Source organism: Candidatus Solirubrobacter pratensis, assembly GCF_000425945.1.
In the GTDB taxonomy this organism is placed as follows: domain Bacteria; phylum Actinomycetota; class Thermoleophilia; order Solirubrobacterales; family Solirubrobacteraceae; genus Solirubrobacter; species Solirubrobacter pratensis.
In genome coordinates this window covers 466024-489522 of sequence record NZ_AUEK01000008.1, presented here as the reverse complement: position 1 = coordinate 489522, position 23499 = coordinate 466024, and the positions used below count along the sequence as shown (strand labels likewise).

Here is a 23499-nt window from a genome sequence, read left to right as displayed (position 1 = left end):
TCCATCCCGCCGGCGCCCGAGCTCGCCGCCACGCCGCGTGCTCATCGGCCCCGAGAGGCTGTCGACGACGCGTTCGTGTTTCCGGGTCGCGCCGGCGGTGCATCCGATCAGGGCAGCCTGCGCCGCCGGGTGCTCGTGCCCGGAGCCCGACGGGCGGGCCTGTCGGGCGCGCCGTAGGAGGCGCTGCTCCACGGTTTCTTGGCTATTCCTCTCGAAGCGTGGTGTTGTTCCCCTGTCGGTCATCGGCGGGGCGCCGCGCGGCGGGTAGTTGCACCGTGACGCAGAGCCCGCCTGCGGCCCGGGGGGTGAGGGTGAGGGTTCCGTCGTGGGCTTCGGCGATGCTTTTGACGATGGCCAGGCCGAGGCCGACGCCTGCGTGGTCGGTGCGTATGCGGTTGGAGCCGCGCTGGAACGGCTCGGCGAGCATGGCGACCAGCGGCGGGGTGAGCTGCTCGCCCGTGTTCTCGACGGCGAGCACCACGGCCTTGGGGTGAGCGCTGGTCGTGACCCACACGGTGCCCTGTTCGGGCAGGTTGTAGATGATCGCGTTGTGCACGAGGTTCGTAGCCATCTGCACCAGGAGCGCGGGTGAGCCGATGGTGGGGGTCACGTCGCCGGAGGCCTCGATGGCGACGCCGCGCTCTTCGGCAAAGGGGAGGAGCGTCTCGGTGGCCTCTTCGGCGATGAGCGACAGGTCGACGTGTTCTGGGGCGAAGGACCGCTGGTCGGCGCGGCTGAGCAGGAGCAATGCTTCGGTGAGGTGGATCGCCCGGGTGTTGACGGCGTGGAGGCGGTCGACGAGCTCGTCGTTGCCGCGGCGCTGATCGTTGCGGGCGACGTCGAGCAGGGTTTGCGTGATCGCCAGCGGGGTGCGCAGTTCGTGCGAGGCGTTGGCGGCAAATCTCTGCTGTTCGGCTGCGAATCTCTGCTGTTCAGCGACGTGTGCCTCGAGCCGGGCGAGCATGGCATCGAAGGCGTCGGAGAGCTCGCGAAACTCGTCGCTGCGGCCGGGTAGCCGGATCCGGTGGGCAAGCGATCCAGTCGCGGCGACGCGTGTGGCGTCGGTGATCCGGTCCAGGGGAGCGAGCATCCGTCCGGCGAGAAACCACCCTCCCAGGAGACCGAATACCAGCAGGAACGCCAGCACTACGACTGCCGCCGAGCCGAAGGCGGCTGGGCCGAAGTTGTGTGGGTCGAGGGCGAGCGGGAAGTTGGAGAGCTTGGGAACGAGCCTGCTGGCGGGCACGCCTCGCAGCAGGAACACCCATACAGCGGCGAGCAGCAGGGCGCCTGCGAGCATGAGGAAGCCGGCGTAGCTGAGGGTGAGCTTGAGGCGAACGCTCAACCCGGGAGATCTATCCACGGCCTTGCCCCTCGGTCGCGGTATCGATGCGGTACCCGGCGCCGGCGACGAGGACCTCAAGCACGGCGAACTGTTTGCGAGTCAGCGTGACGTAACGGTCGTCGCGGTGGGCCTCTCGGCGGAAAGGGTCGAGCCGCAGGCCGGCGATCTCGTCACCGGATGGCCCGGAGATGTCTCGGTCGAGGACGGCGATGTCGTAGGCGTTGACGCTCAGCAGCTCCAGCGCCGTGTCGACGTCTCCGGCGATGTCGGCCGCGATCGCTTCCAGGCGCAGGCCGTCGCGGATCGCGCCCGCCATCAGGGGCTCGTCCTCAACCAGCAACACGCGCATGCGCCAAAGCTACGGGCTGGAACATATCGCCGGCATATCGAAAATCGCATACGTGCCGGCAACGCCACGCTGCGTTCACTGGCGCCGTGGCCTACACCGAGCGAGCACGAACAGCGCCCCGCCGGACCCGGATTCGCAAGTCCCGAGTCGCCGGCCTACTCGTCGTCATGGCGGCGATCACCGCCCTGAGCCTTGAGTGGCGTGCGTCGTCGTCGTCGAGGGATGCCTCGTCCTCCACGGCGGAAGCACCCATTCATGTCCACCGAGGTGAGCGCCCTGGTTCACCGAGTGAGACTGGCGGTGGCGCCTCCACCGGTCGCCTCGGGCTTGGCGAGGCTGACGGTGCCATCCCCGACGACACGACGGTCTTCGACGACGAGATTCCGGGCGTTGCCAAGCTGAACTCGGATCTGCTCGGTGCCGTACGCCGAGCAGCAACCGACGCGGCAGACGTCGGGGTCCAGTTCTACGTCGATAGCGGCTGGCGTTCCCCGGAGTACCAGGAGCGACTCCTCCGCGAGGCGGTCTCGAAGTACGGCTCAGAAGCGGAAGCGACCCGATGGGTCGCCACCCCGAACACGTCCGCGCACGTGAAGGGGGACGCCGTCGACATCGGGCCTTCCGCGGCCGCAGCGTGGCTGTCCGAGCACGGCGCCGCGTACGGGCTGTGCCAGATCTACGGCAACGAACCCTGGCACTACGAGCTGCGCCCCGAGGCCATCGCGCACGGTTGCTCTGCCATGTACGCCGACCCGACGCACGATCCAAGGATGCATCAATGACCAGGCACGCTCGCGATAGCGGCAACCCCGGGTCGAAGGGGTCGTCGGCGCCGGGGACGCTGCCGCCGAGAGGGTCCTCGGGGTGAAGGGGTCGCCGCTCGCGCCGGCGTCCTCTACGCACGCATCAAGGATGCAGCAGCGGACCGGCAAGCGTTCGCAAAGAACCGCTGACAACGCAACCCCTCATACATCTGGAGCAAACATGACTAGAAGACTGCGACCGTTGGTCGCTCTTTCGCTCGCCGGCCTGATTGGCCTGGTCAGCGCGGGCTGCGGATCGAACGCATCTTCCGAGACCGGCACCCCGAGCAGCACCGACACCACCGGTAGCACCAGCAGTTCGGGCACCAGCAGCACCGGCGACACCGGCAGCGATGCTGAGAAGAAGCTCACCAAACAGGAGAAGGCGGTGAAGTTCGCCGAGTGCATGCGGGCCAATGGCGTCCCCCATTTTCCGGACCCAGACGCGAACGGCGACTCCAACTTCGGGGTCGACGTGAGCAGAGAGGTGTGGCTGAAGGCCGTCGACGCATGTAAGGCCCTGAAGCCACCGGGCGCGTTGAGCTCAAAGCGGACTCCCAAGGAGCAGTCGGCGAGCCTGAGGTTCGCTCAGTGCGTTCGCGACAACGGCGTGAAGGACTTTCCGGACCCGGTCAACGGTGAGCCGCTGATCGACACCTACAAGATCCCGTCCTCCAATAAGCCCGGTGGCATGACCATTCTCAATGCCGCGACGCACAAGTGCGGTGGCATCCTGAAGTCGGCAGCCGGAGGCCAGGGGTGACGCGCAAGCGCTGGACGCCGGCCGCAGCGGCCGTGCTGGTCGCGGGGGTCTGCGGCGTGGTCGCGAGGTCGGGTGCGGAGCACCCGGCCGCGGCCGCCCAGCCGGCGGCTGACACCGAGAAGGTGGAGAAGGGCGAGCTCTCGGCACTGGTCTCCGGGGCCGGGACCCTGACATACCGCGCGCGGTCGGACGGCTCGCCGTACGCCGTAGTCAACCAGGCCGGCGGCGTGTACACCCAGCTACCCGAGGCCGGGGACAAGGTCGGCTGCGGCGGCGTGCTCTACCGGGTGGACAACCGGCCGGTGGTGCTGCTGTGCGGCACGATCCCGGCCTACCGCGCTCTGCACGTGGGCGTCACGGGCCCGGGCGTGCGTCAGCTCAACCGCAACCTGCACCAGCTCGGCTACGACACCGACGCCCATGTCCGCATCGACCCCGCCGGCAGCGCCTTCACGTCGAAGACGGAGCAGGCGCTCAGGGTGCTCCAGCGCAAGAAGGGCGTTGGCGTGACCGGCAAGCTCGCGACGGGTGACGCGGTCTTCCTGCCTGAGGCCATCCGGATCGCCAAGGTCACCGGCCAGCTCGGGGGATCGGCCCGGCCGGGCGCTCCGGTGCTGAGCGCCACCTCGGACAAGTTGCACGTTCGGGTGGACCTCGATGCGTCTCAGCAGGGCGAGGTCCACAAGGGCGACCGAGTCCAGATCACACTGCCGGGCAACACGCCGGTGACGGGACGCGTCAAGGGCTTCGGACGAGTCGCCCAGGCTGAACAAGGAAGTCAGGCGGCCGACGCGACCGTCCCGACCTTTATCGACCTCGACGACCCGGCCAAAGCGGACGGACTCGACCAGGCCCCGGTCGAGGTGGACATCACCACCAAGGGCGTCGACAACGCTCTGAGCGTCCCGGTCACCGCGCTGGTCGGCAAGTCCGGCGGCGGCTTTGCCGTCGAGGTGGTACGCCCTGGTGGGCGGCGCGAGCTGGTCGCCGTGAAGCTGGGCCTGTTCGACACCGGCGGCGGACGAGTCCAGGTCGACGGCGCTCTCCGCGCAGGCGATTCGGTGGCGGTGCCGTCAATATGAGCGACGCAGTCCTGGAGCTGGACGAGGTCACCAAGGTCTACGGCGACGAACCCCCGGTGTTCGCGTTGCGAGGTGTGTCCTTCTCCGTGGGGCGCGGCGAGCTGGTCGCGATCGTCGGGCCCTCCGGGTCTGGCAAGTCCACGCTGCTGCACGTCATCGGGACCCTCGAGCGGCCCAGCAGCGGCGTGGTCCGCATCGGCGCGATCGACGCGGCGGGCCTCGACGATCGCGAGGTGTCGCGACTGCGCGCCCGGGAGATCGGATTCGTCTTTCAGCAGTTCTTCCTGGCCGAACACGCCACGGTGCGCGAGAACGTCGCCGACGGGCTGCTCTACGCCGGCGCCCCCGCCGCCGAGCGGCACGCGCGCGCCGACGAGGCGCTTGAACGGGTCGGACTCTCCCACCGCGCGACGTTCAAGCCGACCAAGCTCTCCGGTGGCGAGCGCCAGCGGGTCGCGATCGCGCGGGCCCTCGTCGGGCGTCCCGCGGTCCTGCTCGCCGACGAGCCGACCGGCAACCTCGACAGCACCACCGGCGCGTCGATCATGGCGCTCGTCCGCGAGCTCAACGCTGCCGGCGCCACGATCGTCATGATCACCCACGACGCGGGCCTCGCCGACCAGCTGCCGCGCCAGATCCGGATGCTGGACGGCGAGGTGGTGTCCGACACCGCCCGTGACCGCAACGCCCCCGCGGCGCCCGTGGCGACGGAGGGACAGACGTCATGAGCGCCGACGCGGGACGCTTGCGCCTGAACGATGCGCTGCGGGTGACCAGCGTCGGCCTGCGCGCCCGGCCGCTGCGCGCCGCGCTGTCAGCGCTGGGAATCGCGATCGGCACGGCAGCGATCGTGGCGGTCCTCGGACTGTCGTCCTCCTCGCAAGCCGGGCTGCTCGTTGAGATCGACCGGCTCGGCACGAACATGCTGACCCTCGAGGCCGGCCAGAGCATCACCGGACAGCAAGCGCAGCTGCCGCGCGAAGCACCCGGGCGGATCACCCTCCTCGACAACGTCGAACAGGTCGCGCACACCGCGCTGATCAAGGACAAGGGCGTCTACCGGAGCCGGCTGATCCCGGCAACCGACACCGGGGGACTGCAGGTACGCGCCACCAGCCTGAACCTGCTCTCCGTCCTCAACACCGGCGTAGCGCGCGGCGCCTGGCTCAATCCCGGGACCGCCCGCGAGCCGGTCGCCGTGCTCGGTCGGGTCGCCGCGCAACGGCTGGGCATCGACCGGACCTTCCCCGACCAACGGATCTGGCTGGGAGGCCAGTGGTTCAACGTCGCAGGCGTTCTGCAGTCCTCACCGTTGGAGTCCGACATCGACAACAGCGCCTTGATCGGCTACCCGGCCGCCCAGCGGTACCTCGGCTACCTCAGCCTCGTCCAGGGTGAGCGGAAGGCCGGCCCGCCGAGCTCGATCTACGTGCGCTCGGACACCGACCACGTCGCCGAGGTGCAGGCGCTGCTCGCGCCGACCGCCAACCCCCAGGCAGCCGACGAGGTCAACGTCAGCCAGCCCTCAGACGCGCTCACCGCCCGCGCTGCCGCTGCTGGAGCGTTCGACAGCCTCTTCCTCGGACTCGGCATCGTCGCCCTGATCGTCGGCGCCGTCGGCGTCGCCAACATCATGATCATCTCCGTGCTGGAACGACGCTCGGAGATCGGCCTCCGTCGCGCCCTCGGCGCGACCAAGAACCAGATCCGCACCCAGTTCCTCGGCGAATCGATCCTGCTCGCCGCCGTCGGCGGCATCGTCGGCGTGCTCGCCGGAGTCACAGCAACGGTCATCTATGCCGGCTCGAAGAACTGGGCCATCGTAATCCCCGTCGAAGCGTGGACGGGCGGCATCGCCTCAGCCATCCTCATTGGCGCGGTCGCCGGCCTGACGCCGGCCATCCGAGCCTCCCGGCTACCGCCCACCGTGGCATTGCGGACGGCCTGAACTTGGTGCCAGCGGTCGAGCTCGACCTTGTCGAACGACCCGATTGCCGCCATCGCGGCGGCGTGGACGAGGACGTCGCACCTGCTGTGGGGCTCCAGCACCAGTCCAGCAGCTCGGCGCACGTCGTCGGCGTCGCCCTAGGTCGACGACCACATCTCCCGTGCGGTCGAGGACGACGACTGTGTGAGTGGATGCGAGCCGCGCTGCGATCGCCCCATCCATGGCGCCCGGCGCCGCCGGTCACGACTGCCACGCGATGCGGGCCATGGTCAGGCACCGGGCTCTCCTACCTGAGCCGGCGGTGCGGACGCGTACACCGGAGTGACGTCGATGTAGGTCCGGTAGTCCGCGACGGAGCCATTTCGTAGCCGGAACACGTTGCAGCAGGGGACGCTGACCTCTCTCCCGTCGAGGCGGATGTAGTGGACGTCAAGCTCCGCGATCAAGGTGTCGCCGTCGCGCCACACGTCGATGACATCGTGCCGGAAGCCCGCCACCGAGGCGAAGAAGCCGTTCACCGCTTCGGCGAATGCGGACTTGCCCGCGACCGTCTCCGCGTTCCCGAGGCGCAGGCGAACGTCGTCGCTCATGAGCGACCACAGCGCCGAGACATCTTTCGCGTCGAAGGCCTCGAAGATGGCGCGGGCGTGAGCGATCGCTTCGGCGTCATCGACTCGGGCTCGGCCGCTGTTGTCGAGGCGGTGCATATCGATGAGATCGAGGCCGAGCGCCTCGAGCCGAGCCAGTGCGCCGTAGAGCGCGGCGCTATCGGGCAGTTCGCCGGTGAGCGTTGTGATCGAGCCATCGATGTGACTCGCGAACTCGGGGAATGCGCCGAGCATAATCACGCCGAGGCCTCCGGCGACTCGGATCGTGTACCAGCTGCCTGACATGTGTCCAGGTTGCGATCACCGCGGGTGAGCGAGCGTCACGCGAATCGCGTGATCTGCGGTGGCGAGTGTCCTGAATCAAAAATTCGACGCGACTGGGCGGCGCCGAATTCCCGACTCAGGACACTAGCTGCGCGGCGAGCCGCCGAGCAGGCCGAGCGAGCGGGCCCGGTCGACCGCCTCGGAACGCGTGTGCCCGCCGAGCTTTGCGTAGATGTGGCGGATGTGGGTCCTGACGGTGTTGACCGAGAGGTACGGCTCGGCGGCGATCTCGGGCGTCGAGAGGTTGCTTGGCAGGTAGCCGAGGACCTTGAGCTCGCCTGCGCTGAGGGGTTCGTCGAGCGGATCGGCTACGGGCCTCCGCCGCGCGCGCCACGAGCGTGTGCGCCTGTACCGTCGTGAACTCGTGAATCAGCGGGGCGATTCCGTCGAAGATCGGTTGGAAGCTCAGCGCCTGGCCGCTGGCGATTCGCGTCGGCCACTGCCATCGCCTGGGCCGCGTTCATCCCAACTCGTTGACCCCATGTCTGAGGTAGGGGATGACGTCGCGACCCATCACCTCGAGTGGCCGGAGCCGCTCGCAGCCCCGCACGGTCCCGATGACGTGGTCGATGCCCAGCGCCTCGAGCTCCTCGAGGTGACGGAGGATCGGTCCTGAACGCTCACCACGGTCGCCGGGGTCCATGTGCGACACGACCGTCTTCTCGACGTCGTCGTAATCGCGATCAACAGCCTCGCAATGCCGACGTAGGACGCGGAGCTTGCGCGGAAGCTCGGGCGTGTCGAACAGGTTGCAGGCGTCGGCGTACTCCGCGACAAGGCGCAACGTCTTGCGCTCGCCGGAACCGCCGATGAGGATCGGCGGTCGCGGCCGGCGCACCGGCTGGGGAGAGTTGAGCGTGCGGCCGAGGCGGTAGTGGCGGCCCAAGTAGGGGTCCTGCGAGCCGCCCCACATCTGGAGACAGATCTGCAACGCCTCCTCCAGCCGCTCAAAGCGCTCGGTCAGCGGCGGGAACGGCAACCCCAGGCCATCCGCCTCACCCACATTGACCGGCGCGCCGGTGCCGATTCCCAGCATCGCCCGGCCGCCGGAGAGCACGTCCAGCGTCGTGGCGATCTTGGCCAGAAGGCCCGGCTCGCGATAGACCGCGGCAGTCACGAGCGTGAGCAGTTCCACGCGTGAGGTGCACGCGGCGAGGAAGCCGAGCGTGGTGTAGCCCTCGAGCATCTCCTCCTCGGCGACGGCGGGCGAGCCGACCTGCCAAAGGTGGTCCATCACCGCGATGCGGGTGAAGCCGACGTCCTCCGCCGCGACGCTGACAGCCCGCAGCGTCGCCGCGATGTCCTCCGTCCCGCCGGGCCAGCGGAAGTCTGCGATGGCAAGTCCGAGGTTCATTGCTCCCAACGGTGCCTGCCGCCTGGGTGACCCGACGTCACGCTATTCGCGTGATCGGGCGCATGGCCCCTGTGCGCGCCGGCGGAAGAGCCCATTGCGTGGCCGGCCGGTCGCCTCGGCCCGCAACGACCGAGATCACGCAGTTGACGTGAGGCGGCCTCACCCACCTCCGCCGCAACCTCAGCGTCGTAAGGCCCCGCCAACGCCGAACCAGGAGAACACGGTGACCGCCGTCACTTCCACCCCCGTTCCCGCCGCCACTCGCTGGACTCTCGACAAGGTCCATTCTTCCGTGGGATTCGCGGTCAAGCACATGATCGTCTCGACCTACCGCGGCCAGTTCGACGAGTACGACGCGACCCTCACGGCGAACCCGGACGGCACCCTCCGCCTTGATGGCGGCGTCAAGCCCGCCTCGATCGTCGTCAAGGACGAGAACCTCGCCGGCCACCTGGCGTCGCCGGACTTCTTCGACATCGCCAACCATCCCGAGATCCGCTTCAGCTCGACGTTGGTGCGCGTGGAGGGCGGCGTGCTGATGGTCGACGGCGAGCTCGCGATCAAGGGCCATACGCGTCCGATCGAGGCGCGCGGCACGATCACCGGGCCGGTCGTCGCGCTCGGCGACGTCGTCAAGCTCGGCATCACGCTCGAGGCGATCGTCGACCGCACCGAGTACGGCCTGACCTGGAACGCGCCGCTGCCCAAGGGCGGCCTCGCGCTCGCCAACGACGTCCAGCTCATCGCCGAGCTGCAGTTCGCCCAGGAGTGATTCGCATGAAGGTCCTGGGTCTATCCGGCAGCTTGCGCGCCGACTCCCACAACTCCCGGCTCCTGCGCGCGGCGGCGGAACTGCTGCCGCCGGGAGCGGAGCTGATCGTGTTCGGCGGGCTGAAGGCGATCCCGCCGTACGACCAGGACGACGAGCCCGCCGGGCACCAGGCCGTCGATGCGCTGCGCGCGGCGATCGTCGACGCCGACGCGGTACTCGTCGCGACGCCGGAGTACAACCACTCCCTCCCCGGCCACTTCAAGAATGCGCTGGACTGGGTGTCGCGGCCGATCACCGAATCGCCGCTACGTAGCAAGCCGACTGCAGTGGTCGGCGCCTCGACCGGCCTGTTGGGCGCCGTCTGGGCACAGGCGGAGGCCCGCAAGGTGCTCGCCGCGCTCGGCGCGCGCGTGATCGACCGCGAGCTACCCGCCGAGCTGAGCGTCGACGGCTCCTGGCTTCCATGCCCGTTGCCGAGTTCGCGGGCGATCTCGACGCTGAGATCCGCGTGGCAGCCGCGCTGTTCGCCGCCGGCGCACCGGTCGTCCCGCCGCTTTCGAACGTGCCCGCGGAAGTGTGGCGGTCGGCGCGTGGCGTCCTGCACGCGGCGGCGCGACGCATCTGGTTCACTGCTGCGCGTGAACGCGGAGGCCGTATATCCAAGCCTCGAGGGCCGCCGGGTGCTGGTCACCGGCGGCGGCTCCGGGATCGGCGCGGAAATGGTCCGCGGCTTCGCCCGCAACGGCTCGCAGGTGGCGGTCCTCGACATCGACCGCGAAGCGGGCGAGGCGGTGGCGGAGGAGCTCGGGCCGCGGGTGCGGTTCGTCGAGTGCGACATCACGGACGTCGGTGCCCTGCGCTCCGCTGCGGCGGACGCAGGCCCCGTCACGGTCCTGATCAACAACGCGGCCGACGACCAGCGCTATGAGTTCGAGGACATCACGCCGGAGCAGTGGGACGCCGCCCAGGCGGTCAACCTGCGCCACCAGTTCTTCATGGCGCAGGCGGTCGGCCCAGGGATGCGGGCCGCCGGCGGCGGGTCGATCGTGAATCTGTCCTCAGTCGCTTGGCGGCGTGGCCCCAGCGACCTCTTGACGTATGCGACGGCCAAGGCGGGGGTGATCGGCTTGACCAACGCGCTCGCCACCGCGCTGGGCGGCGACCGGATCCGCGTCAACGCCATCGCCCCGGGCGCTGTGATGACGCCCCGGCAGATGCGGCTCTGGCACACCCCCGAGAGCCGCGAGCGGCTGGTCGCCGCTCAGGCGATCCCGCGCGACGTCACCGAGCGCGACATCGCCGCGGCGGCCCTGTTCCTCGCCGCCGACGACTCAGGCATGATCACGCGCCAGTGCCTCTACGTCGACGGCGGCCTGGGGTGAAGCCGCCGGCGCCGGCCGCGCCGCCGGAGGAGGAGGAAGTGACGGCGCGGACCGGCGACGACGTTCGGGGGGGCGGCGCCGTGCCGCAGGTCGAACCAGTCGAAAAGGCGAGCAGGTCCTTGCGGTAGGCGTCGACGAGCCAGTGATCGAAGGATCCGGGTTGAACCCGGGCAGGATGAAGTTGTGCATCACTACCGGACGAGCGCCGCGACTCCGGGACGCCGCCGCGACACCGCGTCGATCGTCGCCGCGAGGATGAGCACACCGCCGGTCACCATGAACGTGATGCCGGCCGAGAGCCCCAGCAGGCCGAGCCCGTTGGTGATCATCGAGATCAGCAGCGCGCCGACCGCCGCCTGGGCCAGCCGGCCACGGCCGCCGAAGAGGCTGACGCCGCCGACCACCGCCGCGCCGACGCCGGACAGCACGATGTCCCGGCCGGTCGCGGCCTGGACGACGCCGACCTGGCTCACGGTGAACAGGCCGGAGATCACGGCCAGGGTGGAGCACACCAAGAAGCAGGCGATCCGGACCCGGGCCACGTTGATCCCCGCGCGCCGCGCCGCCTCGGGGTTCCCGCCCACGGCGAACATGTGAAGGCCGAAGCGCGAGCGATCGAGGACCGACTGTCCGATCCACACGATGCCGAGCGCGATCGGCACCACGATCGGCACCCCCTGGATCGGGAACACGCCGCTCGAGCGGTCCTGGCTCAGGAACCCGACGGCCAGCCCGCCCAGCACGATCCAGAGCCCCACGCGGATCCACAGCAGGGCGATCGGCCGCACCGCCACCCCGGCTGCGAGCCGGCGACGGCGGTCGTAGAGGCCGGTGCCCAGCGAGATCGCCACGACGACGGCCAGCATCGCCCAGCCGAGCCACACCGCCATCGGCTTGTTCATGATCGCGACGACCGCGGGGGTCTCGATGCGGTAGGTGCCGGCGCTGCCGAGCAGGACGAGCATGAGGCCCTGCAGGCCGAGGAAAAGGCCGAGGGTGATGACGAACGACGGGATGCCCACCTTGGCCACGAACACGCCGATCGACAGTCCGAGCGCGGCGCCGCAGAGGAGGGCGACGACCAGCGCCAGGACCCAGTTCCAGTGATGCGTGTTGACCAGCAGGATGAACACGGCCATCCCGAGCCCGCTGGTGACGCCGGCCGACAGGTCGATCTCGGCGATCACGATCACGAACGTGAGCGCGACCGACAGCATCATCAGCGCCCCCGTCTGCGTCAGCAGGTTCGCCACATTGGCCTTCGTGAGGAAGACCGAGCTCAGCGACGTGAACAGGACGCCGAGCACGACCAGGCCGGCGAGCGCGGGCAGCATGCCCATGTCGCCGCCGCGCACGCGTTGGACGTAGGCGCGCAACTGCTCGTTGAGCGTCCCCTCGTGCCCCGTGCCGATCAGCGGCGCGTCGGCCTGTGGAGTGTCGGTCTCGAGCGTGTGCTCAGCGCGGACGGTCGGCGGGTTCGTCGACTTCTCGTACTTGGTCACAGCGCCGGCTCCTCGAGCAACTGGTCCCGGATCTTGGTTCCCGTGATGTAGCCGACGACCTCGTCGCGGTTCGTCTTCGCCGCTTCGAGGCTGGCCACCATCTGGCCCAGGTAGAGGACGTTGATGTGGTCGGCCACCGCGAACACGTCGGCCAGGTTGTGGCTGATGATCAGCACGCCCACGCCGGAGTCGGCGAGCCGCCGCACGAGCTCCAGGACCTGCTCAGTCTGCACGACGCCGAGCGCGGCGGTCGGCTCGTCGAGAATGACGACGCGGGCCTTCTGGAGCACCGAGCGGGCGATCGCCACGGTCTGGCGCTGCCCGCCCGACAGCAAGGAGACCTTCTGGCGCACGGACTTGATCGTCCGCACCGAGAGCGACGCGAGCGTCGCCGCCGCGTGCCTCTCCATCTCCGGGCCGTTGAGCATGCGCTGGTGCATCTCCTCGCGCCCGAGGAACATGTTCTGGACGATGTCCAGGTTCTCGCACAGCGCGAGGTCCTGATAGACGACCTCGATGCCGAGCGCCGCGGCGTCGTGCGGTGAGCTCAGCGTGACCGGCTGCCCGTCGAAGAAGACTTCGCCCGAGTCATAGGACTGGGCACCCGCGAGCCCCTTGATCAACGTCGACTTGCCGGCGCCGTTGTCGCCGACCAGCGCGCTCACCCGCCCGGGGTGGACCTCCATGTCCACCCCCTTGAGCACCTCGACCGGGCCGAAGCTCTTGCGGATGTCACGCAGCTCGATGAGAGCCGTCATGGACGTGTCCTCAGCGCTACTGGATGTTGTACTTCGCGCAGGCCGACTTGACCGCGCTGGTGCACACGTCGGACGCCTTGGCGTTGCCGTCGTCGAACACCTTCTGCATGTTGTCGGTCGTCACGACGATGGGCGTCTCGGCGATGAACGGCGTCCCGTCAGGCGCCTTCTTGTCGATGGTCGGCTTCTCGCCGGCCGCCAGCTTCTTGGCCAGCTCCACGGTCTCCTGCGCCTCGAGCTGGAACGGCTTGTACACCGTGCCCACCTGCTTGCCCAGGAGCACGTTCTGCAGCCCTGGCGGCGTGGCGTCCTGGCCGCTCACCGGCAGCTTCTTGCCGTTCTTGTCGAGCACCGTGATGGCGGAGGCCGCGTTGGTGTCATTGGCCGCCCAGACTGCATCGACCTTGCCGTGCAGCGCCGTGTAGGCCTGCTCGAAGGACGTCTGCGCCTTGGTCTGATCCCAGGTGCCGGGCGTCTTGAACGCCGGCTTGATCCCCGCGGCCTTCATCACCTTGTCAGCGCCGCCGAGGAACTGCGCGGCATTGCCGTCGGTCGGGTCGCCGCCGAGATAGACGACCTTGGCGGTGGCCGGGTCCTTGCCCGCGGCCTTGAGCCCGTCGACGACCATCTGGCCCTCGAGCTCGCCGACGTGGAAGTTGTCGAACGAGATGTAGTAGTCGGCGCCCTTGATCGGCCGGTCGTACGCGATCACCGGGATGCCCTGGTTGTGCGCCTGCTGGGTGACCTGGATGCCGGCGCCGTTGAGGTCCGTGAGGACCATCACGGTGCACTTCGTGGCCAGTTCCTGCTGGGCGATCGTCGCGTACTTGTTCGTGTCGTTCTCGGCGTTCTGGATCGTCACCGTGTACCCGGCCGCCGTGAACTGCTTCTGCAGCGCGGGCGTGTCGCCGTTCACCCAGCGGCTCGAGCTGTCGGCGTCGGGCATGATCACGCATGCCCGCTTCGGCTTGGCCGCCGTCTTCTGCCCGCCGCCGCTGCTCGCAGAGCCGCCGTTGTCGCTGCTGCCGCAAGCCGCCACGGCCATCGCGCCGGCAGCCGCGAGCACAGCCATGCCCCCGAACGTGGACATGCTCATGTGGACCTCTCCTCCTCCGACGAACCAGTCGCACACTCTCGAAATGTGTCGAAAGTGTTTCGGTGGCAACGTATCCGCACCGCCGAGATCTGTCAAGGCCAAGCGCCAAAGGCCTCGAAACCTTTTCGCAGTTGATAACGTCGCTCGCATGAGTGCATCGGAGGCCGGAGGGCCGAAGCGCGCCACGCTGCGCGTCGTCGCCCGCGCGGCCGGCGTCTCCACGGCGACCGCCTCCAAGGTGCTCAACCACCGGCCCGACGTGGCGGAGGACACCCGCCGGCGCGTCGAGGCCGCCCTCAGAGAGCACGGCTACGAGCCCACGACCGGGCCGCGCGGACCCCGCGCCGACCAGGTCGTCAGCCTCGTGCTCGACACGCTGGAGAACACCTACTCGACGCAGGTCCTCCGCGGCGTCCTCGCCGCCGCCCAGGAGATGGAGATGGGCGTCATGGTGGAGGAGCTCTGCCCGGTCGACCGCGCCCGCGACGACGACCCGGGCGCGAGGCTGACGCCCGCCTGGATCCGCACGGCGGTGCGGCGACGCCGATTCGGGGTGCTCGCCGTCACGACCGCGCTCCAGCCCGCGCAGGTGCGAACGTTCGCGCGGGCCGGCCTCCCGCTGGTGGCCATCGACCCCCCGAGCTCCGACGGCTCCGTGGTCGGCGTCGCGTCGACCAACTTCACCGGCGGCGAGGAGGCGGCGAAGCACCTCGTGGAGCTCGGGCACCGCCGGATCGGCCTGGCCGGCGGCCCGGAGGGCTCCGTCACGGCGCGCGAGCGCAACCACGGCTATCGCAGCGCGCTGGAGACCGCGGGCATCCTTCCGGACGAGGCGCTGATGCTTCAGGGCGCGTACACCTACGAGGCGGGTGTCGCGATGGGTCTCGAGCTGCTCGGCCGCGACGCGCCGCCATCGGCCATCTTCGCCGCGTCCGACCTCACCGCCCTCGGTGTGCTCGAGGCCGCCCGCCAAGCAGGCCTGCGGGTGCCGCGCGACCTCTCCGTCGTCGGCTTCGACGACACGCCGGCGGCGCTGTGGAGTGCACCGCCGCTCACCACGGTCCGGCAGAACATGACCGGACTGGGCCGGGTCGCGCTGCGCACACTCGTCGAGCTGGCCGAAGGGCAGGAGCCGGTCTCGCACCGCATCGAGCTGGCGACGAGCCTCGTGCAGCGGCAGTCCACCGCCCCACCCCGGCCGGTTCGCCTCGCGAGCCGGCGGCGCAAGCGGATGGAACCTGCGCAATGAAGTTCAACGACGGCTACTGGCTGCTGCGCGACGGGGTCACTGCCCGCTACGCCACCGAGGCGCAGGACGTCCGGCCCGAAGCGGAGCGCTGCTCGATCGCCGTGCTGACCAAGCCCTTCGAGCACAGCGGATCCCACCTCGACACGCCGACGATCGCCGTCGCGCACGGCCTCGAGCAGCTCGCCGAGGGCTGGGCTCTGCGCTGGGTGACGGGTCCGCGGGGAGCGGGGCGCGGGCCGGCGGTGCGCGGCACGTCGAGCGAGCTGGAGCTGTCGCTGCGATGACGCTCGCCATCGGCCTCAATCCCTACGGCCTGACCTACACGCTCGGCCTGCAGGCCAATCCCCGCGGCACTGGCCTCGAGGGCTTCCTCGCCATCGCGGAGGAGATCGGTGCCCGCGTCGCGGAGCTCCATCAGCCGTGGCTCGCCGGGATGGACCTCGCTGCGCTCGCTGAGCGGCTGCAGGCGCTCGGGCTGACTCCCGTCGTCAGCTGCGGCCTGGACCCGGCGGACGACGACGCCGCGCTCGAGTGCGCAGCGCTCCTGCGCGCCCGCGTCGTGCGCATGGCGCTCACCCGGGTGCTGCAGGGCGACCGACACGCGGTCGACTGGCCACGGCTCGTCGACGGCGTCCGCGCGCGGCTGGCGCGCGTCGCCCCCCGGGCCGCCGCGGCGGGGCTGAGCGTCGCCATCGAGAACCACCAGGACTTCACGAGCGCCGACCTGATGGAGCTGTGCGAGGAGGCCGGCGAGGCCGTGGGGATCGCGCTCGATACCGGCAACGCGTTCGCTGTCGGCGAGGCGCCGCTCGAGTTCGCGCGCACCGTCGCCCCGCGGACGCGGCACGTGCACCTCAAGGACTACCGGGTGCAGCCCACCGACGAGGGATACCGCCTCGTGCGCTGCGCGATCGGCGACGGCGCGGTCCCGTTCCGAGAGCTCCTGCAGATCCTCGGCCGCGACCTGTCCGCCTCGCTGGAGCCGGGCGCGCTCGAGGCGCGCCACATCCGGCTGTTCACCGAGGAGTGGTGGCGCGGCTACCCGCCGGTGGACGCCCGCCGGCTCGCCGCGGCGCTGCGGGCCGCGCGCGTCAACCGTCTCGGAGAGGACGAGGACCACCGGACGCCGTGGGAGCGTGGCGACACCGGCAACGAGCTGATCCGATACGAGCGAGACATGATGCGAAGCAGCGCCGCGAACCTGCGTGCGCTCGGACTCATGGAGTGAGATGACAGACAGACCCCTGGCTGGCAGGATCGCCTTCGTCACCGGCTCGGGGCGCGGTCTCGGGCGCGCGATGGCGGACAAGCTGGCGGCGCTGGGCGCCGACGTGGCCATTCACGACCGGGACGCCGCGCAGCCCGCCAAGTACGGCGAGGCGAGCGGCCTCGACGAGGTGGCCCGGGAGATCGGCCGCCACGGCGGCCGGGTCACCGCGGTGCTGGGCACCATCGGCGACCCGGCGGCGGTGGACGCGATGTCGCGCACGATCGCCGCCGAGCTCGGCAGCGTGGACATCCTGGTGAACTGCGCCGGCGGCGACATCGGCGCCGCGGGCGGCAAGCCGGAGCCCAACAACGCGCTCGACGTCGCACTCGAGGACATCCAGGCCGAGACGACGAACAACCTGATCGGCACGATGCTGGTCACGCAAGCCTTCGTGCGCCCGATGCGCGACCGGCGCAGCGGCTGCGTGGTGAACATCGCGTCCGCGGCGGCCCATATGGGCCACACGCCCGAGGTCGTGTACTCCACGCTGAAGGCCGCCGTCGTGCACTACACCCGGTGCCTGGCCAGCGAGCTGCGGCCGTACGGCGTGCGCGTGAACGCGGTCAGCCCCGGGCCGACGAAGACGGCGCGCTTCCAGGCGACGCGCAAGACCGACCCCCAGAAGATGCGGGCCAACGGCTCTCTGGACCGCTACGCCGAGCCCGAGGAGATCGCGGATGCGGTGGCGTTCCTCGCCGGCCCGCAGGCGCGGTTCGTCAACGGGCAGATCCTGCGCGTGGACGGCGGCCTGACCCTGTACCCGGGCTGATGGCCGGCTCCCTGTTCGACCTGAACGGCCGGCGCGCGCTGATCACCGGCTCCTCGCAGGGCATCGGGCTCGCGCTGGCCCGCGGGCTCGCCGAGATGGGCGCGTCGGTGATCCTCAACGGCCGCGATCCGGACAAGCTCGCCGCCGCGGCCGCGGAGATCCCGCGCGCGGCAGTGCTCGCCTTCGACGTCACCGACCACTCTGCCGTCGCACAGGCCGTTGACGCGGCGGAGGCGGCGGACGGGGCGATCGACATCCTGGTCAACAATGCCGGCCTCCAGCACCGAGCCCCGCTCGAGGACTTCCCGCCGGATGCGTTCGCCCGATTGCTGGCGACGAACATCACCGGCGTCTTCAACGTCGCTCAGGCGTGCGCCCGCCATATGCTCCCGCGCGGCCGGGGAAAGATCGTCAACATCGCCTCCGTCAACGCGGCGCTGGCGCGGGCGACCATCGCGCCCTACACCGCTACCAAGGGGGCCGTGGCGAATCTGACGAAGGGCATGGCGACCGACTGGGCGCGCCACGGACTCAACTGCAACGCGATCGCGCCGGGATACATGAAGACCCCGTTGAACGAGGCCCTGTGGTCCGATCCCGCGTTCAACCAGTGGCTGGAGCACCGTACTCCGGCCGGCCGCTGGGGCGCCTCGGAGGAGCTCGTCGGCGCCTGTGTGTTCCTCGCCTCGGATGCCGCGTCGTTCGTCAACGGCCATGTCCTCTACGTCGACGGGGGTCTCACAGCCGCGCTCTGACCCACACCTCTCGGTCAGAGCCTCGAGCTGATCAATGCTGATCGACCGAGCTCGAAGTCAGAACCCGAGGCCGCGCGCCTCACGCGAGGCGCTCGAGATCGCCCGCGGTGACCGCGTGCGCGAACGGCTGCCCGGCGGCATAGCGTTCGATCTCCTCGATCGCCGCGTGCCCGAGGCGGTGCAGCTCGACGCCGAGGGCGCCCGCGATGTGCGGCGTCAGCACGACGTTGGGCAGGTCATAGAGGGGCGAGTCCGATGGGAGCACCTCGGGCTCGGTGACGTCGATGACGGCGTCGATCCGTCCCGACGTCAGCTCGGCGACGAGCGCGTCCTGATCGACGAGCGAGCCGCGAGCGGTGTTGATCAGGGTCGCGCCGTCGCGGAGAAGAGCGAGCCGGCGCGCGTCGAGCAGGTGCCGCGTCGAGGGCAGCGCGGGAGCGTGGAGGCTGACGACGTCGGAGGCGGCGAGCAGATCGTCGAGCTCGCGCCGCGCGACGCCGAGTCGCGCGGCCGTGTCGTCGTCGAGGTAGGGGTCGCTCGCGATCACATCGAGCTCGAACGGGCGCAGCAGCGCGATCAGGCGGCGGCCGATCCGCGACGCGCCGACGATGCCGACCGTCTTCCCGCGATTGCCGACCTCGGGGAACTCGGCGAGCAGGTCGATCCGAGTCCGTCGCTCGCGGTACGTCCGCGCCATCCGGTCGGCGGCCTTGTTGGCCAGCAGGATCCGGGAGAGGGTGTATTCGGCGACCGGCACGGCGTTCGCCGCGACGGCGGTCGAGACGCGGATCCCGCGCTCCCAGCAGGCGGGCGTGACATGGCCCTTCACGCCGCCGGCGGCGTGGACGATCGCGCGCAGTGCCGGCGCGGCCTCGAGAACATGCTCGTCGATCGGCGGGCAGCCCCAGCCGCTCAGGATGATCTGGGCCCGCTCAAGCTGCGCGCGGGCCGCGGGCGAGCGCAGGTCGCTGAGCACCAGCCGCGGGTCGACGGCGGCCACGGATCGCAGCCGCTCCATGGCGGCGGCCGAGAAGAGCCGCCGCGGCAGTCCCGGCTGCATGGCGAGCACCGTCTCAGGCTTGGTCGCGGCGGACATCCTCGAGCAACTGGACGAGCGTGCGAGCCTCCTCGGCGATCAGCGCCGGATCGTCGTCGGGAATGAACTCGAGCAGCGCGTCGACCGGGGCGCCGCGCAACGCGAGACACCCGAACGCAGTTCGCCAGAGGCCGGGGCGCTCGGCGAGGCGGCGCCGCGTGCTCCCCGGCCACCACGAGAACACGTGGACCGCCGAGACGTGCTCGAGCAGGCCTTGGAGCCCGGCCAGCGCATCGGGGTCGGGCAGATCCTCGGGCGGCTGCCAGTAGCTGTGGGCGCGACCGGGCCCCGGGCGCGCCTGCGCGACGGCCTTGAGCAATCCGAGCGCCGACTGCACCTCGTCGGTCAGCGTCCCGCCGTGGAATTCGAACGCGACCTCGATGCCTTCGGCGGCGGCCCGGTCAACAGCGTCGCGAGCCGCGACCGCCACTGCCGCGCGCTCGGCCGGCGCGGCGCCGGCCGAGGCGACGTCGCCGGCCCAGATGCGGATGCGGGGCGCGGCGAGTTCGCGGGCACTGCTCAGCACCGGCGCGAAGTCCGCCGGGTCATCGCGTCCCGCGCGGTAGTAAGAGCCGTACGAGGCGACTCGCAGCCCCGCGGCCGCGGTCGCCTCGCGAGCCGCCCGCGCGGCACCCCTGTCGCCCGGCGGGACATGGACGTCGGCGCCCCACTCGATGCCTTCTAGCCCGGCACCGGCGGCGACCGCGACGACGTCGTCGACCGCGAGCGCGCGCAGCGTCACCGAGCAGAGGCCGGTCGTGATCACCCGGGCAGCGTATTCGGCGCGGTCCCGTTCCGCGATCGTGGCAGTGCTCGCCCGCAGCGTGCGGGCGCAGGCTCGACATGGCGGCCGATGCGTTCGGATGGCTGCGGGCGTGGACGGCACGGGCGTTCTCTGTCTTGCGCGAGGCGGGCTAGGTCGCGTCGAGCCCGGCGGGTAGGCCCGGCAGGCGCCGCCCGCTAGCCTTCCAGGCAGCAGTCGTACGTGAGTGGTTTTCGCTCCTTCTCTCTTGCGCGCGAGACGTCGGCGAAGGAGCAGCGAGGATCGTCCTGGCATGACGACGCCCCCACCACCCCAACGCGCGCAGGCGGGCACCGCCTCCGAGCCAGTCGGCCGGCGGCCGCGAAGCCGCTTCCTCACGCCGGCGGGTAGCGCGTTGCGGCACGCCCAGAGCTCGCTGGCCGCCGCGCGGGCCCGCCTCGCGCAGCCGCCGCGGCCGGCGGCCGACCTACGTCCGCTCGTCGAGCGCATGGACGCGCTCGAGGCCATGATTGAAGGACTTCAGGACGCGGTAGATCGCGAATCGCGGCGCCACGACGCTCGGCTGGAAGAACTCACACGACGTCTCGAGCCCGCCGAGTTGGCCCGAGTGCTCAGCGAGGACGCCCGCAGGCGCGGCCTCTGAAGTGAGGAGTTCAACGGCGAGAGCCGACAGATCGTCGAGCGCGGGCGCGCTCCAACCGGACGCGTCGCACACGCAACCACGCGTGCGCCGGCCCCGCAGTCGATCCTGTTCGCCTCGGGGCGCGTTGCCTTGGCGCGTGGAAGCGGGTCGGCGTATCACCGCTCCGGGGCCGGGATCGTGGCCGCAGGGCCAGTAGCTGGAGGCTACTCCTTTCCTACGCCGACGCGCCGCGCCGCGTACTCTCTCGCCGGTACACACTTTCAGAGTCCGAGCCGTGCCCACCTTCCCTGTGCATCAGAATCAGTCGCCGCCCGAGCCCTCGGGGCCGTCCTACAGCGCCCGCGTGGCGCTGCGTTGCGAGCAGGGCCACGCGCCCGGGCAGGTGCTTCACGGTGTCCAGGAGCTGCGCGCGGTGATCGATGACCGGCTGCGCGGAGACCTCGGCGACCGCTATGACCAGCACCGGGCGCAATCCGCGGGCACCGACAAGCTGACCGTCACCTTCATGCTTCGTGCCGCCACGCCGGCGGAGGCCATTCGGTCGGCGGGGCTGGCGGCCGCGACGCTAGCCGAGCTCCTCGCGGCCAACAGCGCCGCCGTCGACCTCTCGGGCGTCGCACTCATCGTCCGAGCGCAGTAACGCCGCCGCACCACCGGTGGGGGTCGCGGTCGGCTCTTTTAGATCCGGACGCAGGGATACGCGTCGCGGATGTGGGCGCTGAAGTAGCGACCGACGCTGATGGCCGCGATCAGCTCGTTGCGCACGTACAGCGGCACGCCCGAGTACTGGTAGACCTCGCCGCTGTCCCTGAACTCGATTTCGAGGAGCATCGTGCGGGCGTCGTAGCCGATGCTCGCGATGCTGGAGGAGATGACGGGCCGGCGCTCCATCGGCGGGCATCTTCGCCCATCAGGGCGCCGTGCGAGACTCCCCGCCCGCATGCCTCCCGGTGACACGGCCCGCCTCTATCACCGCCTGACCTCGTACGCGCCCGAGCGGGAGTGGATGACCGCGATCGACGACCCGCGCGTGATGCAGGGGTTCGTCCAGAACGACATGGCCACGGTGCCCGAGCCGTGCAAGGCGTATCCGGCAGGGCTGCCGGCCGTCGAGCTGCCCCGCGAGTGGCCGGAGGTCTCCGCTCGGGCGACGGAGGTCCTCGGCGGCCGGTGCGCCGAGCCGTCGCCGCTCGATGTCCCCGCGCTGGCGCGGCTGCTGTACCTCTCCTCCGGTGTCGTGCGCGTCGCCGAGCGGCACGCGCGCCGGTGGCTCTTCCGTGCCGCGGGCTCGGCCGGCGGGCGCTTCCCGCTGGAGCTGTACGTGGCGGCCCGTGGCGTCGAAGGCGTCCCGGACGCCGTGTACTGGTACGACCCGGTCGGCCATGCGCTGCTGCAGATAGGCCCGGCTGCCGCCGGAGAGGCCACGACGCTCGTCGCGACCGGCGTGCCGTGGCGCACCGGCTGGCGCTACGCGGAGCGCGGCTTCCGCCATATCTACTGGGACGCCGGCACGATGCTGGCGCAGGCGCTGATGCTCGCCGGCTCGGGCGGTCTGCGGCCGCGGCTGTTCACGCGCTTCGCGGACGCGGACGTCGCGCGGCTGGTGGGCGCCGACGGCACGCACGAGTTCCCGGTGGCGGTCGTGGTCCTCGGGGACGGCGAGCCGGCGATCGAGCCGCAGGCCGATGCGGCGCGCGGCGCCGTCGACGCGGAGCCGCTGGAGTTCCCGCTCGTCACGCTCGCCCAGCACGCCGGCGACGCGGACGCGCTCGGCGAGCCGTGGCCGGAGGGAGCCCCGCTCGGCGGCGACGCTCCGCCGTCCGCCACGCTCGACGAGATCATCCTGCGGCGCGGCTCGACCCGCATCATGGACCCGGCCGCGACGATCCCGCGCGCCGTGCTCGACTTCTCCCTCGCCGCGTCGCTGCGGAGCACGCGGGTGCCGCACTTCATCGCGGTCCACGGCGTGGAGGGGCTCGCGCCGGGCCTCTACCGCTGGCCCGACCTGGACGCCCCGCGCCGTCACGGCAACCTGCGTGAGCAGGTGTTCCGCATCTGCATGGAGCAGGACCTGGCCCGCGACGCCGCGTTCGTCGTCATGGCCGCCGCCGACCTCGACCGACTCGACGACCGCGGCTACCGCGAGGCGCAGCTCGACGCCGGCCTGGTGGAGGGCCGCCTGCATCTCGCCGCGTATGCGCTCGGGATCGGCGCATCCGGGATGACGTTCTTCGACTCCGAGATCCCCACGCTGCTCGGCAAGCCGCTCTCCGCCCTGCTCTTCACCTGCATCGGCGTGCCCACCTACCGACACAAGGACGGCGGCCGGCCCGGCGAGCCGTCCACGGTCGTCCTGCCCCGGTCGCGCTGACCCGTAGCTCGCCGTCGATGTAGCCGGCCGCGTCGCGTGCACCGGCGAGCGTGCCGCGCAGGTATGAAGCGAAGTCGGGCTGCGCCGCCCGCCTCAGCGCGCCCCTTCGGCTCCTCTCAGTCCTCCTGGCGCCCGGGCGCCGTGAGGTCGAGGAAGGAGTAGAGACGCCGCGGGCGGCCGGATTCAACGGGTGAGCACGTCGACCAGGCCTGGGAAGCAGGCCTCGAGGTCATCGCGGCGCAGCGTGATCAGCCGCTGCGTGCCCTCGGCGCGCGCCCGCGTGATGCCGGCCTCGCGCAGGAGCTTGAGGTGATACGAGCAGGTCGACACCGGCTGCCCCATCGCGCCCGAGATCTCGCTGCACATGCGCGGCTCGTCGTCGGCCAGCAGACGCACGATGTCGAGCCGCACGGGATCGCCGAGCGTGCGCATGATCGTCGCAAGCTCGAGCGACTCGATCGAGGGGTGGTGGATCTTCTCGCGGGTTGCGCTCACGA

The 23499-nt window shown here is 70.7% G+C and carries 26 protein-coding genes and 1 pseudogene; 15 read left to right on the top strand and 12 right to left on the bottom strand.

Annotated features, from left to right (window positions below):
• Positions 1-202 precede the first annotated feature (202 nt).
• Both H958_RS0112920 and H958_RS0112915 read right to left on the bottom strand, forming a co-directional pair.
• On the bottom strand, positions 203-1363 hold the full coding sequence (locus H958_RS0112920) for a sensor histidine kinase (protein ID WP_028058975.1): 1161 nt from the start codon (positions 1361-1363) through the stop codon (positions 203-205).
• A gap of 34 nt (positions 1364-1397) precedes the next feature.
• Positions 1398-1694 (bottom strand): annotated as a pseudogene (locus H958_RS0112915) (response regulator transcription factor); the annotation flags it as partial.
• Between the two features lie 167 nt (positions 1695-1861).
• Between H958_RS0112915 and H958_RS0112910 the strand changes: the two are divergent.
• The 5 genes from H958_RS0112910 to H958_RS0112890 all read left to right on the top strand — a co-directional run bounded on the left by H958_RS0112910 (position 1862) and on the right by H958_RS0112890 (position 6290).
• A complete protein-coding gene (locus tag H958_RS0112910; RefSeq protein ID WP_051324182.1) occupies positions 1862-2476 on the top strand; it encodes a M15 family metallopeptidase in 615 nt (204 codons plus the stop codon).
• 223 nt (positions 2477-2699) lie between these two features.
• Positions 2700-3260: a hypothetical protein gene (locus tag H958_RS0112905; protein WP_028058972.1), complete on the top strand. Its 561-nt coding sequence runs from the start codon at positions 2700-2702 to the stop codon at positions 3258-3260.
• Positions 3257-4342, top strand: a complete 1086-nt coding sequence (locus H958_RS36940; RefSeq protein WP_051324181.1) for a peptidoglycan-binding protein — start codon at positions 3257-3259, stop codon at positions 4340-4342. Before H958_RS0112905 ends, H958_RS36940 begins: the two co-directional genes overlap by 4 nt.
• Positions 4339-5070, top strand: a complete 732-nt coding sequence (locus tag H958_RS0112895) for an ABC transporter ATP-binding protein (protein ID WP_028058971.1) — start codon at positions 4339-4341, stop codon at positions 5068-5070. The genes H958_RS36940 and H958_RS0112895 overlap by 4 nt, the downstream gene beginning before the upstream one ends.
• Entirely contained in the window at positions 5067-6290 is a 1224-nt protein-coding gene (locus H958_RS0112890) for an ABC transporter permease (RefSeq protein WP_028058970.1), read from the top strand. Before H958_RS0112895 ends, H958_RS0112890 begins: the two co-directional genes overlap by 4 nt.
• Positions 6291-6559: 269 nt before the next feature.
• Here H958_RS0112890 and H958_RS43310 read toward each other — a convergent pair whose 3' ends face one another.
• From H958_RS43310 to H958_RS0112875, 3 genes are all read right to left on the bottom strand, one after another.
• Positions 6560-7183 (bottom strand): nuclear transport factor 2 family protein, encoded by a 624-nt coding sequence (locus tag H958_RS43310; protein WP_081685828.1) that lies wholly within the window; start codon positions 7181-7183, stop codon positions 6560-6562.
• A 123-nt stretch (positions 7184-7306) separates the two neighbouring features.
• Complete coding sequence (locus H958_RS49065) at positions 7307-7477, bottom strand: helix-turn-helix transcriptional regulator (RefSeq protein WP_081685850.1); 171 nt, start codon at positions 7475-7477, stop codon at positions 7307-7309.
• Positions 7478-7682: 205 nt separating this feature from the next.
• Positions 7683-8576: an LLM class F420-dependent oxidoreductase gene (locus H958_RS0112875; RefSeq protein ID WP_028058969.1), complete on the bottom strand. Its 894-nt coding sequence runs from the start codon at positions 8574-8576 to the stop codon at positions 7683-7685.
• Here H958_RS0112875 and H958_RS48700 point away from each other — a divergent pair.
• Positions 8464-9348 carry a YceI family protein gene (locus tag H958_RS48700; RefSeq protein ID WP_081685827.1) on the top strand — a complete coding sequence of 295 codons (885 nt, stop codon included), beginning with the start codon at positions 8464-8466 and terminating at the stop codon, positions 9346-9348. The genes H958_RS0112875 and H958_RS48700 overlap by 113 nt on opposite strands.
• 5 nt (positions 9349-9353) lie before the next feature.
• Positions 9354-10730 (top strand): SDR family oxidoreductase, encoded by a 1377-nt coding sequence (locus H958_RS45080; RefSeq protein WP_081685826.1) that lies wholly within the window; start codon positions 9354-9356, stop codon positions 10728-10730.
• Between the two features lie 191 nt (positions 10731-10921).
• On the opposite strand, the gene H958_RS0112860 is transcribed toward H958_RS45080, so the two are convergent.
• From H958_RS0112860 to H958_RS0112850, 3 genes are read right to left on the bottom strand one after another with little or no spacing between them, the layout of a single operon-like run.
• Positions 10922-12232: a sugar ABC transporter permease gene (locus H958_RS0112860; protein WP_196807332.1), complete on the bottom strand. Its 1311-nt coding sequence runs from the start codon at positions 12230-12232 to the stop codon at positions 10922-10924.
• The gene (locus H958_RS0112855; protein ID WP_028058965.1) at positions 12229-12990 is read right to left on the bottom strand and encodes an ATP-binding cassette domain-containing protein; all 762 of its coding nucleotides are present in this window, start codon (positions 12988-12990) and stop codon (positions 12229-12231) included. Before H958_RS0112855 ends, H958_RS0112860 begins: the two co-directional genes overlap by 4 nt.
• Before the next feature lie 16 nt (positions 12991-13006).
• Complete coding sequence (locus H958_RS0112850; protein WP_196807331.1) at positions 13007-14086, bottom strand: sugar ABC transporter substrate-binding protein; 1080 nt, start codon at positions 14084-14086, stop codon at positions 13007-13009.
• 148 nt (positions 14087-14234) lie between these two features.
• On the opposite strand from H958_RS0112850, the gene H958_RS0112845 reads away from it, so the two are divergent.
• The 5 genes from H958_RS0112845 to H958_RS0112825 are packed head-to-tail and all read left to right on the top strand — an operon-like array spanning position 14235 to position 18129.
• The gene (locus tag H958_RS0112845) at positions 14235-15335 is read left to right on the top strand and encodes a LacI family DNA-binding transcriptional regulator (RefSeq protein WP_028058963.1); all 1101 of its coding nucleotides are present in this window, start codon (positions 14235-14237) and stop codon (positions 15333-15335) included.
• Positions 15332-15619, top strand: coding sequence for a hypothetical protein (locus H958_RS0112840; protein WP_028058962.1), 288 nt, complete (start codon positions 15332-15334; stop codon positions 15617-15619). Before H958_RS0112845 ends, H958_RS0112840 begins: the two co-directional genes overlap by 4 nt.
• Complete coding sequence (locus H958_RS0112835; protein WP_028058961.1) at positions 15616-16563, top strand: sugar phosphate isomerase/epimerase family protein; 948 nt, start codon at positions 15616-15618, stop codon at positions 16561-16563. Before H958_RS0112840 ends, H958_RS0112835 begins: the two co-directional genes overlap by 4 nt.
• 1 nt (position 16564) lies before the next feature.
• Positions 16565-17374, top strand: coding sequence for an SDR family NAD(P)-dependent oxidoreductase (locus tag H958_RS0112830; RefSeq protein WP_028058960.1), 810 nt, complete (start codon positions 16565-16567; stop codon positions 17372-17374).
• Positions 17374-18129 (top strand): SDR family oxidoreductase, encoded by a 756-nt coding sequence (locus H958_RS0112825; RefSeq protein ID WP_028058959.1) that lies wholly within the window; start codon positions 17374-17376, stop codon positions 18127-18129. The genes H958_RS0112830 and H958_RS0112825 overlap by 1 nt, the downstream gene beginning before the upstream one ends.
• 79 nt (positions 18130-18208) lie before the next feature.
• On the opposite strand, the gene H958_RS0112820 is transcribed toward H958_RS0112825, so the two are convergent.
• Positions 18209-19225 carry a hydroxyacid dehydrogenase gene (locus tag H958_RS0112820; RefSeq protein WP_028058958.1) on the bottom strand — a complete coding sequence of 339 codons (1017 nt, stop codon included), beginning with the start codon at positions 19223-19225 and terminating at the stop codon, positions 18209-18211.
• Complete coding sequence (locus H958_RS0112815; RefSeq protein ID WP_028058957.1) at positions 19203-19991, bottom strand: TIM barrel protein; 789 nt, start codon at positions 19989-19991, stop codon at positions 19203-19205. Before H958_RS0112815 ends, H958_RS0112820 begins: the two co-directional genes overlap by 23 nt.
• Positions 19992-20280: 289 nt before the next feature.
• On the opposite strand from H958_RS0112815, the gene H958_RS46255 reads away from it, so the two are divergent.
• Positions 20281-20631, top strand: a complete 351-nt coding sequence (locus H958_RS46255; protein ID WP_156027956.1) for a hypothetical protein — start codon at positions 20281-20283, stop codon at positions 20629-20631.
• 274 nt (positions 20632-20905) lie between these two features.
• Positions 20906-21271 (top strand): hypothetical protein, encoded by a 366-nt coding sequence (locus tag H958_RS0112805; RefSeq protein ID WP_156027955.1) that lies wholly within the window; start codon positions 20906-20908, stop codon positions 21269-21271.
• 38 nt (positions 21272-21309) lie between these two features.
• On the opposite strand, the gene H958_RS0112800 is transcribed toward H958_RS0112805, so the two are convergent.
• Positions 21310-21522 (bottom strand): KTSC domain-containing protein, encoded by a 213-nt coding sequence (locus H958_RS0112800; RefSeq protein ID WP_028058954.1) that lies wholly within the window; start codon positions 21520-21522, stop codon positions 21310-21312.
• 49 nt (positions 21523-21571) lie between these two features.
• Here H958_RS0112800 and H958_RS0112795 point away from each other — a divergent pair, with 49 nt between their 5' ends.
• Positions 21572-23002, top strand: coding sequence for a nitroreductase family protein (locus H958_RS0112795; protein ID WP_028058953.1), 1431 nt, complete (start codon positions 21572-21574; stop codon positions 23000-23002).
• A 183-nt stretch (positions 23003-23185) separates the two neighbouring features.
• Here the strand turns inward: H958_RS0112795 and H958_RS0112790 are convergent, their stop codons facing one another.
• Complete coding sequence (locus tag H958_RS0112790) at positions 23186-23497, bottom strand: ArsR/SmtB family transcription factor (protein WP_028058952.1); 312 nt, start codon at positions 23495-23497, stop codon at positions 23186-23188.
• Positions 23498-23499 lie beyond the last annotated feature (2 nt).

Bases quoted from the DNA above. Each gene is read 5' to 3' on its own strand.
- H958_RS0112910 (WP_051324182.1), top strand. From the start codon at position 1,862: ATGGCGGCGATCACCGCCCTGAGCCTTGAGTGGCGTGCGTCGTCGTCG.
- H958_RS0112895 (WP_028058971.1), top strand. From the start codon at position 4,339: ATGAGCGACGCAGTCCTGGAGCTGGACGAGGTCACCAAGGTCTACGGC.
- H958_RS0112890 (WP_028058970.1), top strand. From the start codon at position 5,067: ATGAGCGCCGACGCGGGACGCTTGCGCCTGAACGATGCGCTGCGGGTG.
- H958_RS43310 (WP_081685828.1), bottom strand. From the start codon at position 7,183: ATGTCAGGCAGCTGGTACACGATCCGAGTCGCCGGAGGCCTCGGCGTG.
- H958_RS48700 (WP_081685827.1), top strand. From the start codon at position 8,464: ATGCGGGTGAAGCCGACGTCCTCCGCCGCGACGCTGACAGCCCGCAGC.
- H958_RS0112875 (WP_028058969.1), bottom strand. From the start codon at position 8,576: ATGAACCTCGGACTTGCCATCGCAGACTTCCGCTGGCCCGGCGGGACG.
- H958_RS45080 (WP_081685826.1), top strand. From the start codon at position 9,354: ATGAAGGTCCTGGGTCTATCCGGCAGCTTGCGCGCCGACTCCCACAAC.
- H958_RS0112855 (WP_028058965.1), bottom strand. From the start codon at position 12,990: ATGACGGCTCTCATCGAGCTGCGTGACATCCGCAAGAGCTTCGGCCCG.
- H958_RS0112850 (WP_196807331.1), bottom strand. From the start codon at position 14,086: ATGAGCATGTCCACGTTCGGGGGCATGGCTGTGCTCGCGGCTGCCGGC.
- H958_RS0112845 (WP_028058963.1), top strand. From the start codon at position 14,235: ATGAGTGCATCGGAGGCCGGAGGGCCGAAGCGCGCCACGCTGCGCGTC.
- H958_RS0112840 (WP_028058962.1), top strand. From the start codon at position 15,332: ATGAAGTTCAACGACGGCTACTGGCTGCTGCGCGACGGGGTCACTGCC.
- H958_RS0112835 (WP_028058961.1), top strand. From the start codon at position 15,616: ATGACGCTCGCCATCGGCCTCAATCCCTACGGCCTGACCTACACGCTC.
- H958_RS0112830 (WP_028058960.1), top strand. From the start codon at position 16,565: ATGACAGACAGACCCCTGGCTGGCAGGATCGCCTTCGTCACCGGCTCG.
- H958_RS0112825 (WP_028058959.1), top strand. From the start codon at position 17,374: ATGGCCGGCTCCCTGTTCGACCTGAACGGCCGGCGCGCGCTGATCACC.
- H958_RS0112820 (WP_028058958.1), bottom strand. From the start codon at position 19,225: ATGTCCGCCGCGACCAAGCCTGAGACGGTGCTCGCCATGCAGCCGGGA.
- H958_RS46255 (WP_156027956.1), top strand. From the start codon at position 20,281: ATGACGACGCCCCCACCACCCCAACGCGCGCAGGCGGGCACCGCCTCC.
- H958_RS0112800 (WP_028058954.1), bottom strand. From the start codon at position 21,522: ATGGAGCGCCGGCCCGTCATCTCCTCCAGCATCGCGAGCATCGGCTAC.
- H958_RS0112795 (WP_028058953.1), top strand. From the start codon at position 21,572: ATGCCTCCCGGTGACACGGCCCGCCTCTATCACCGCCTGACCTCGTAC.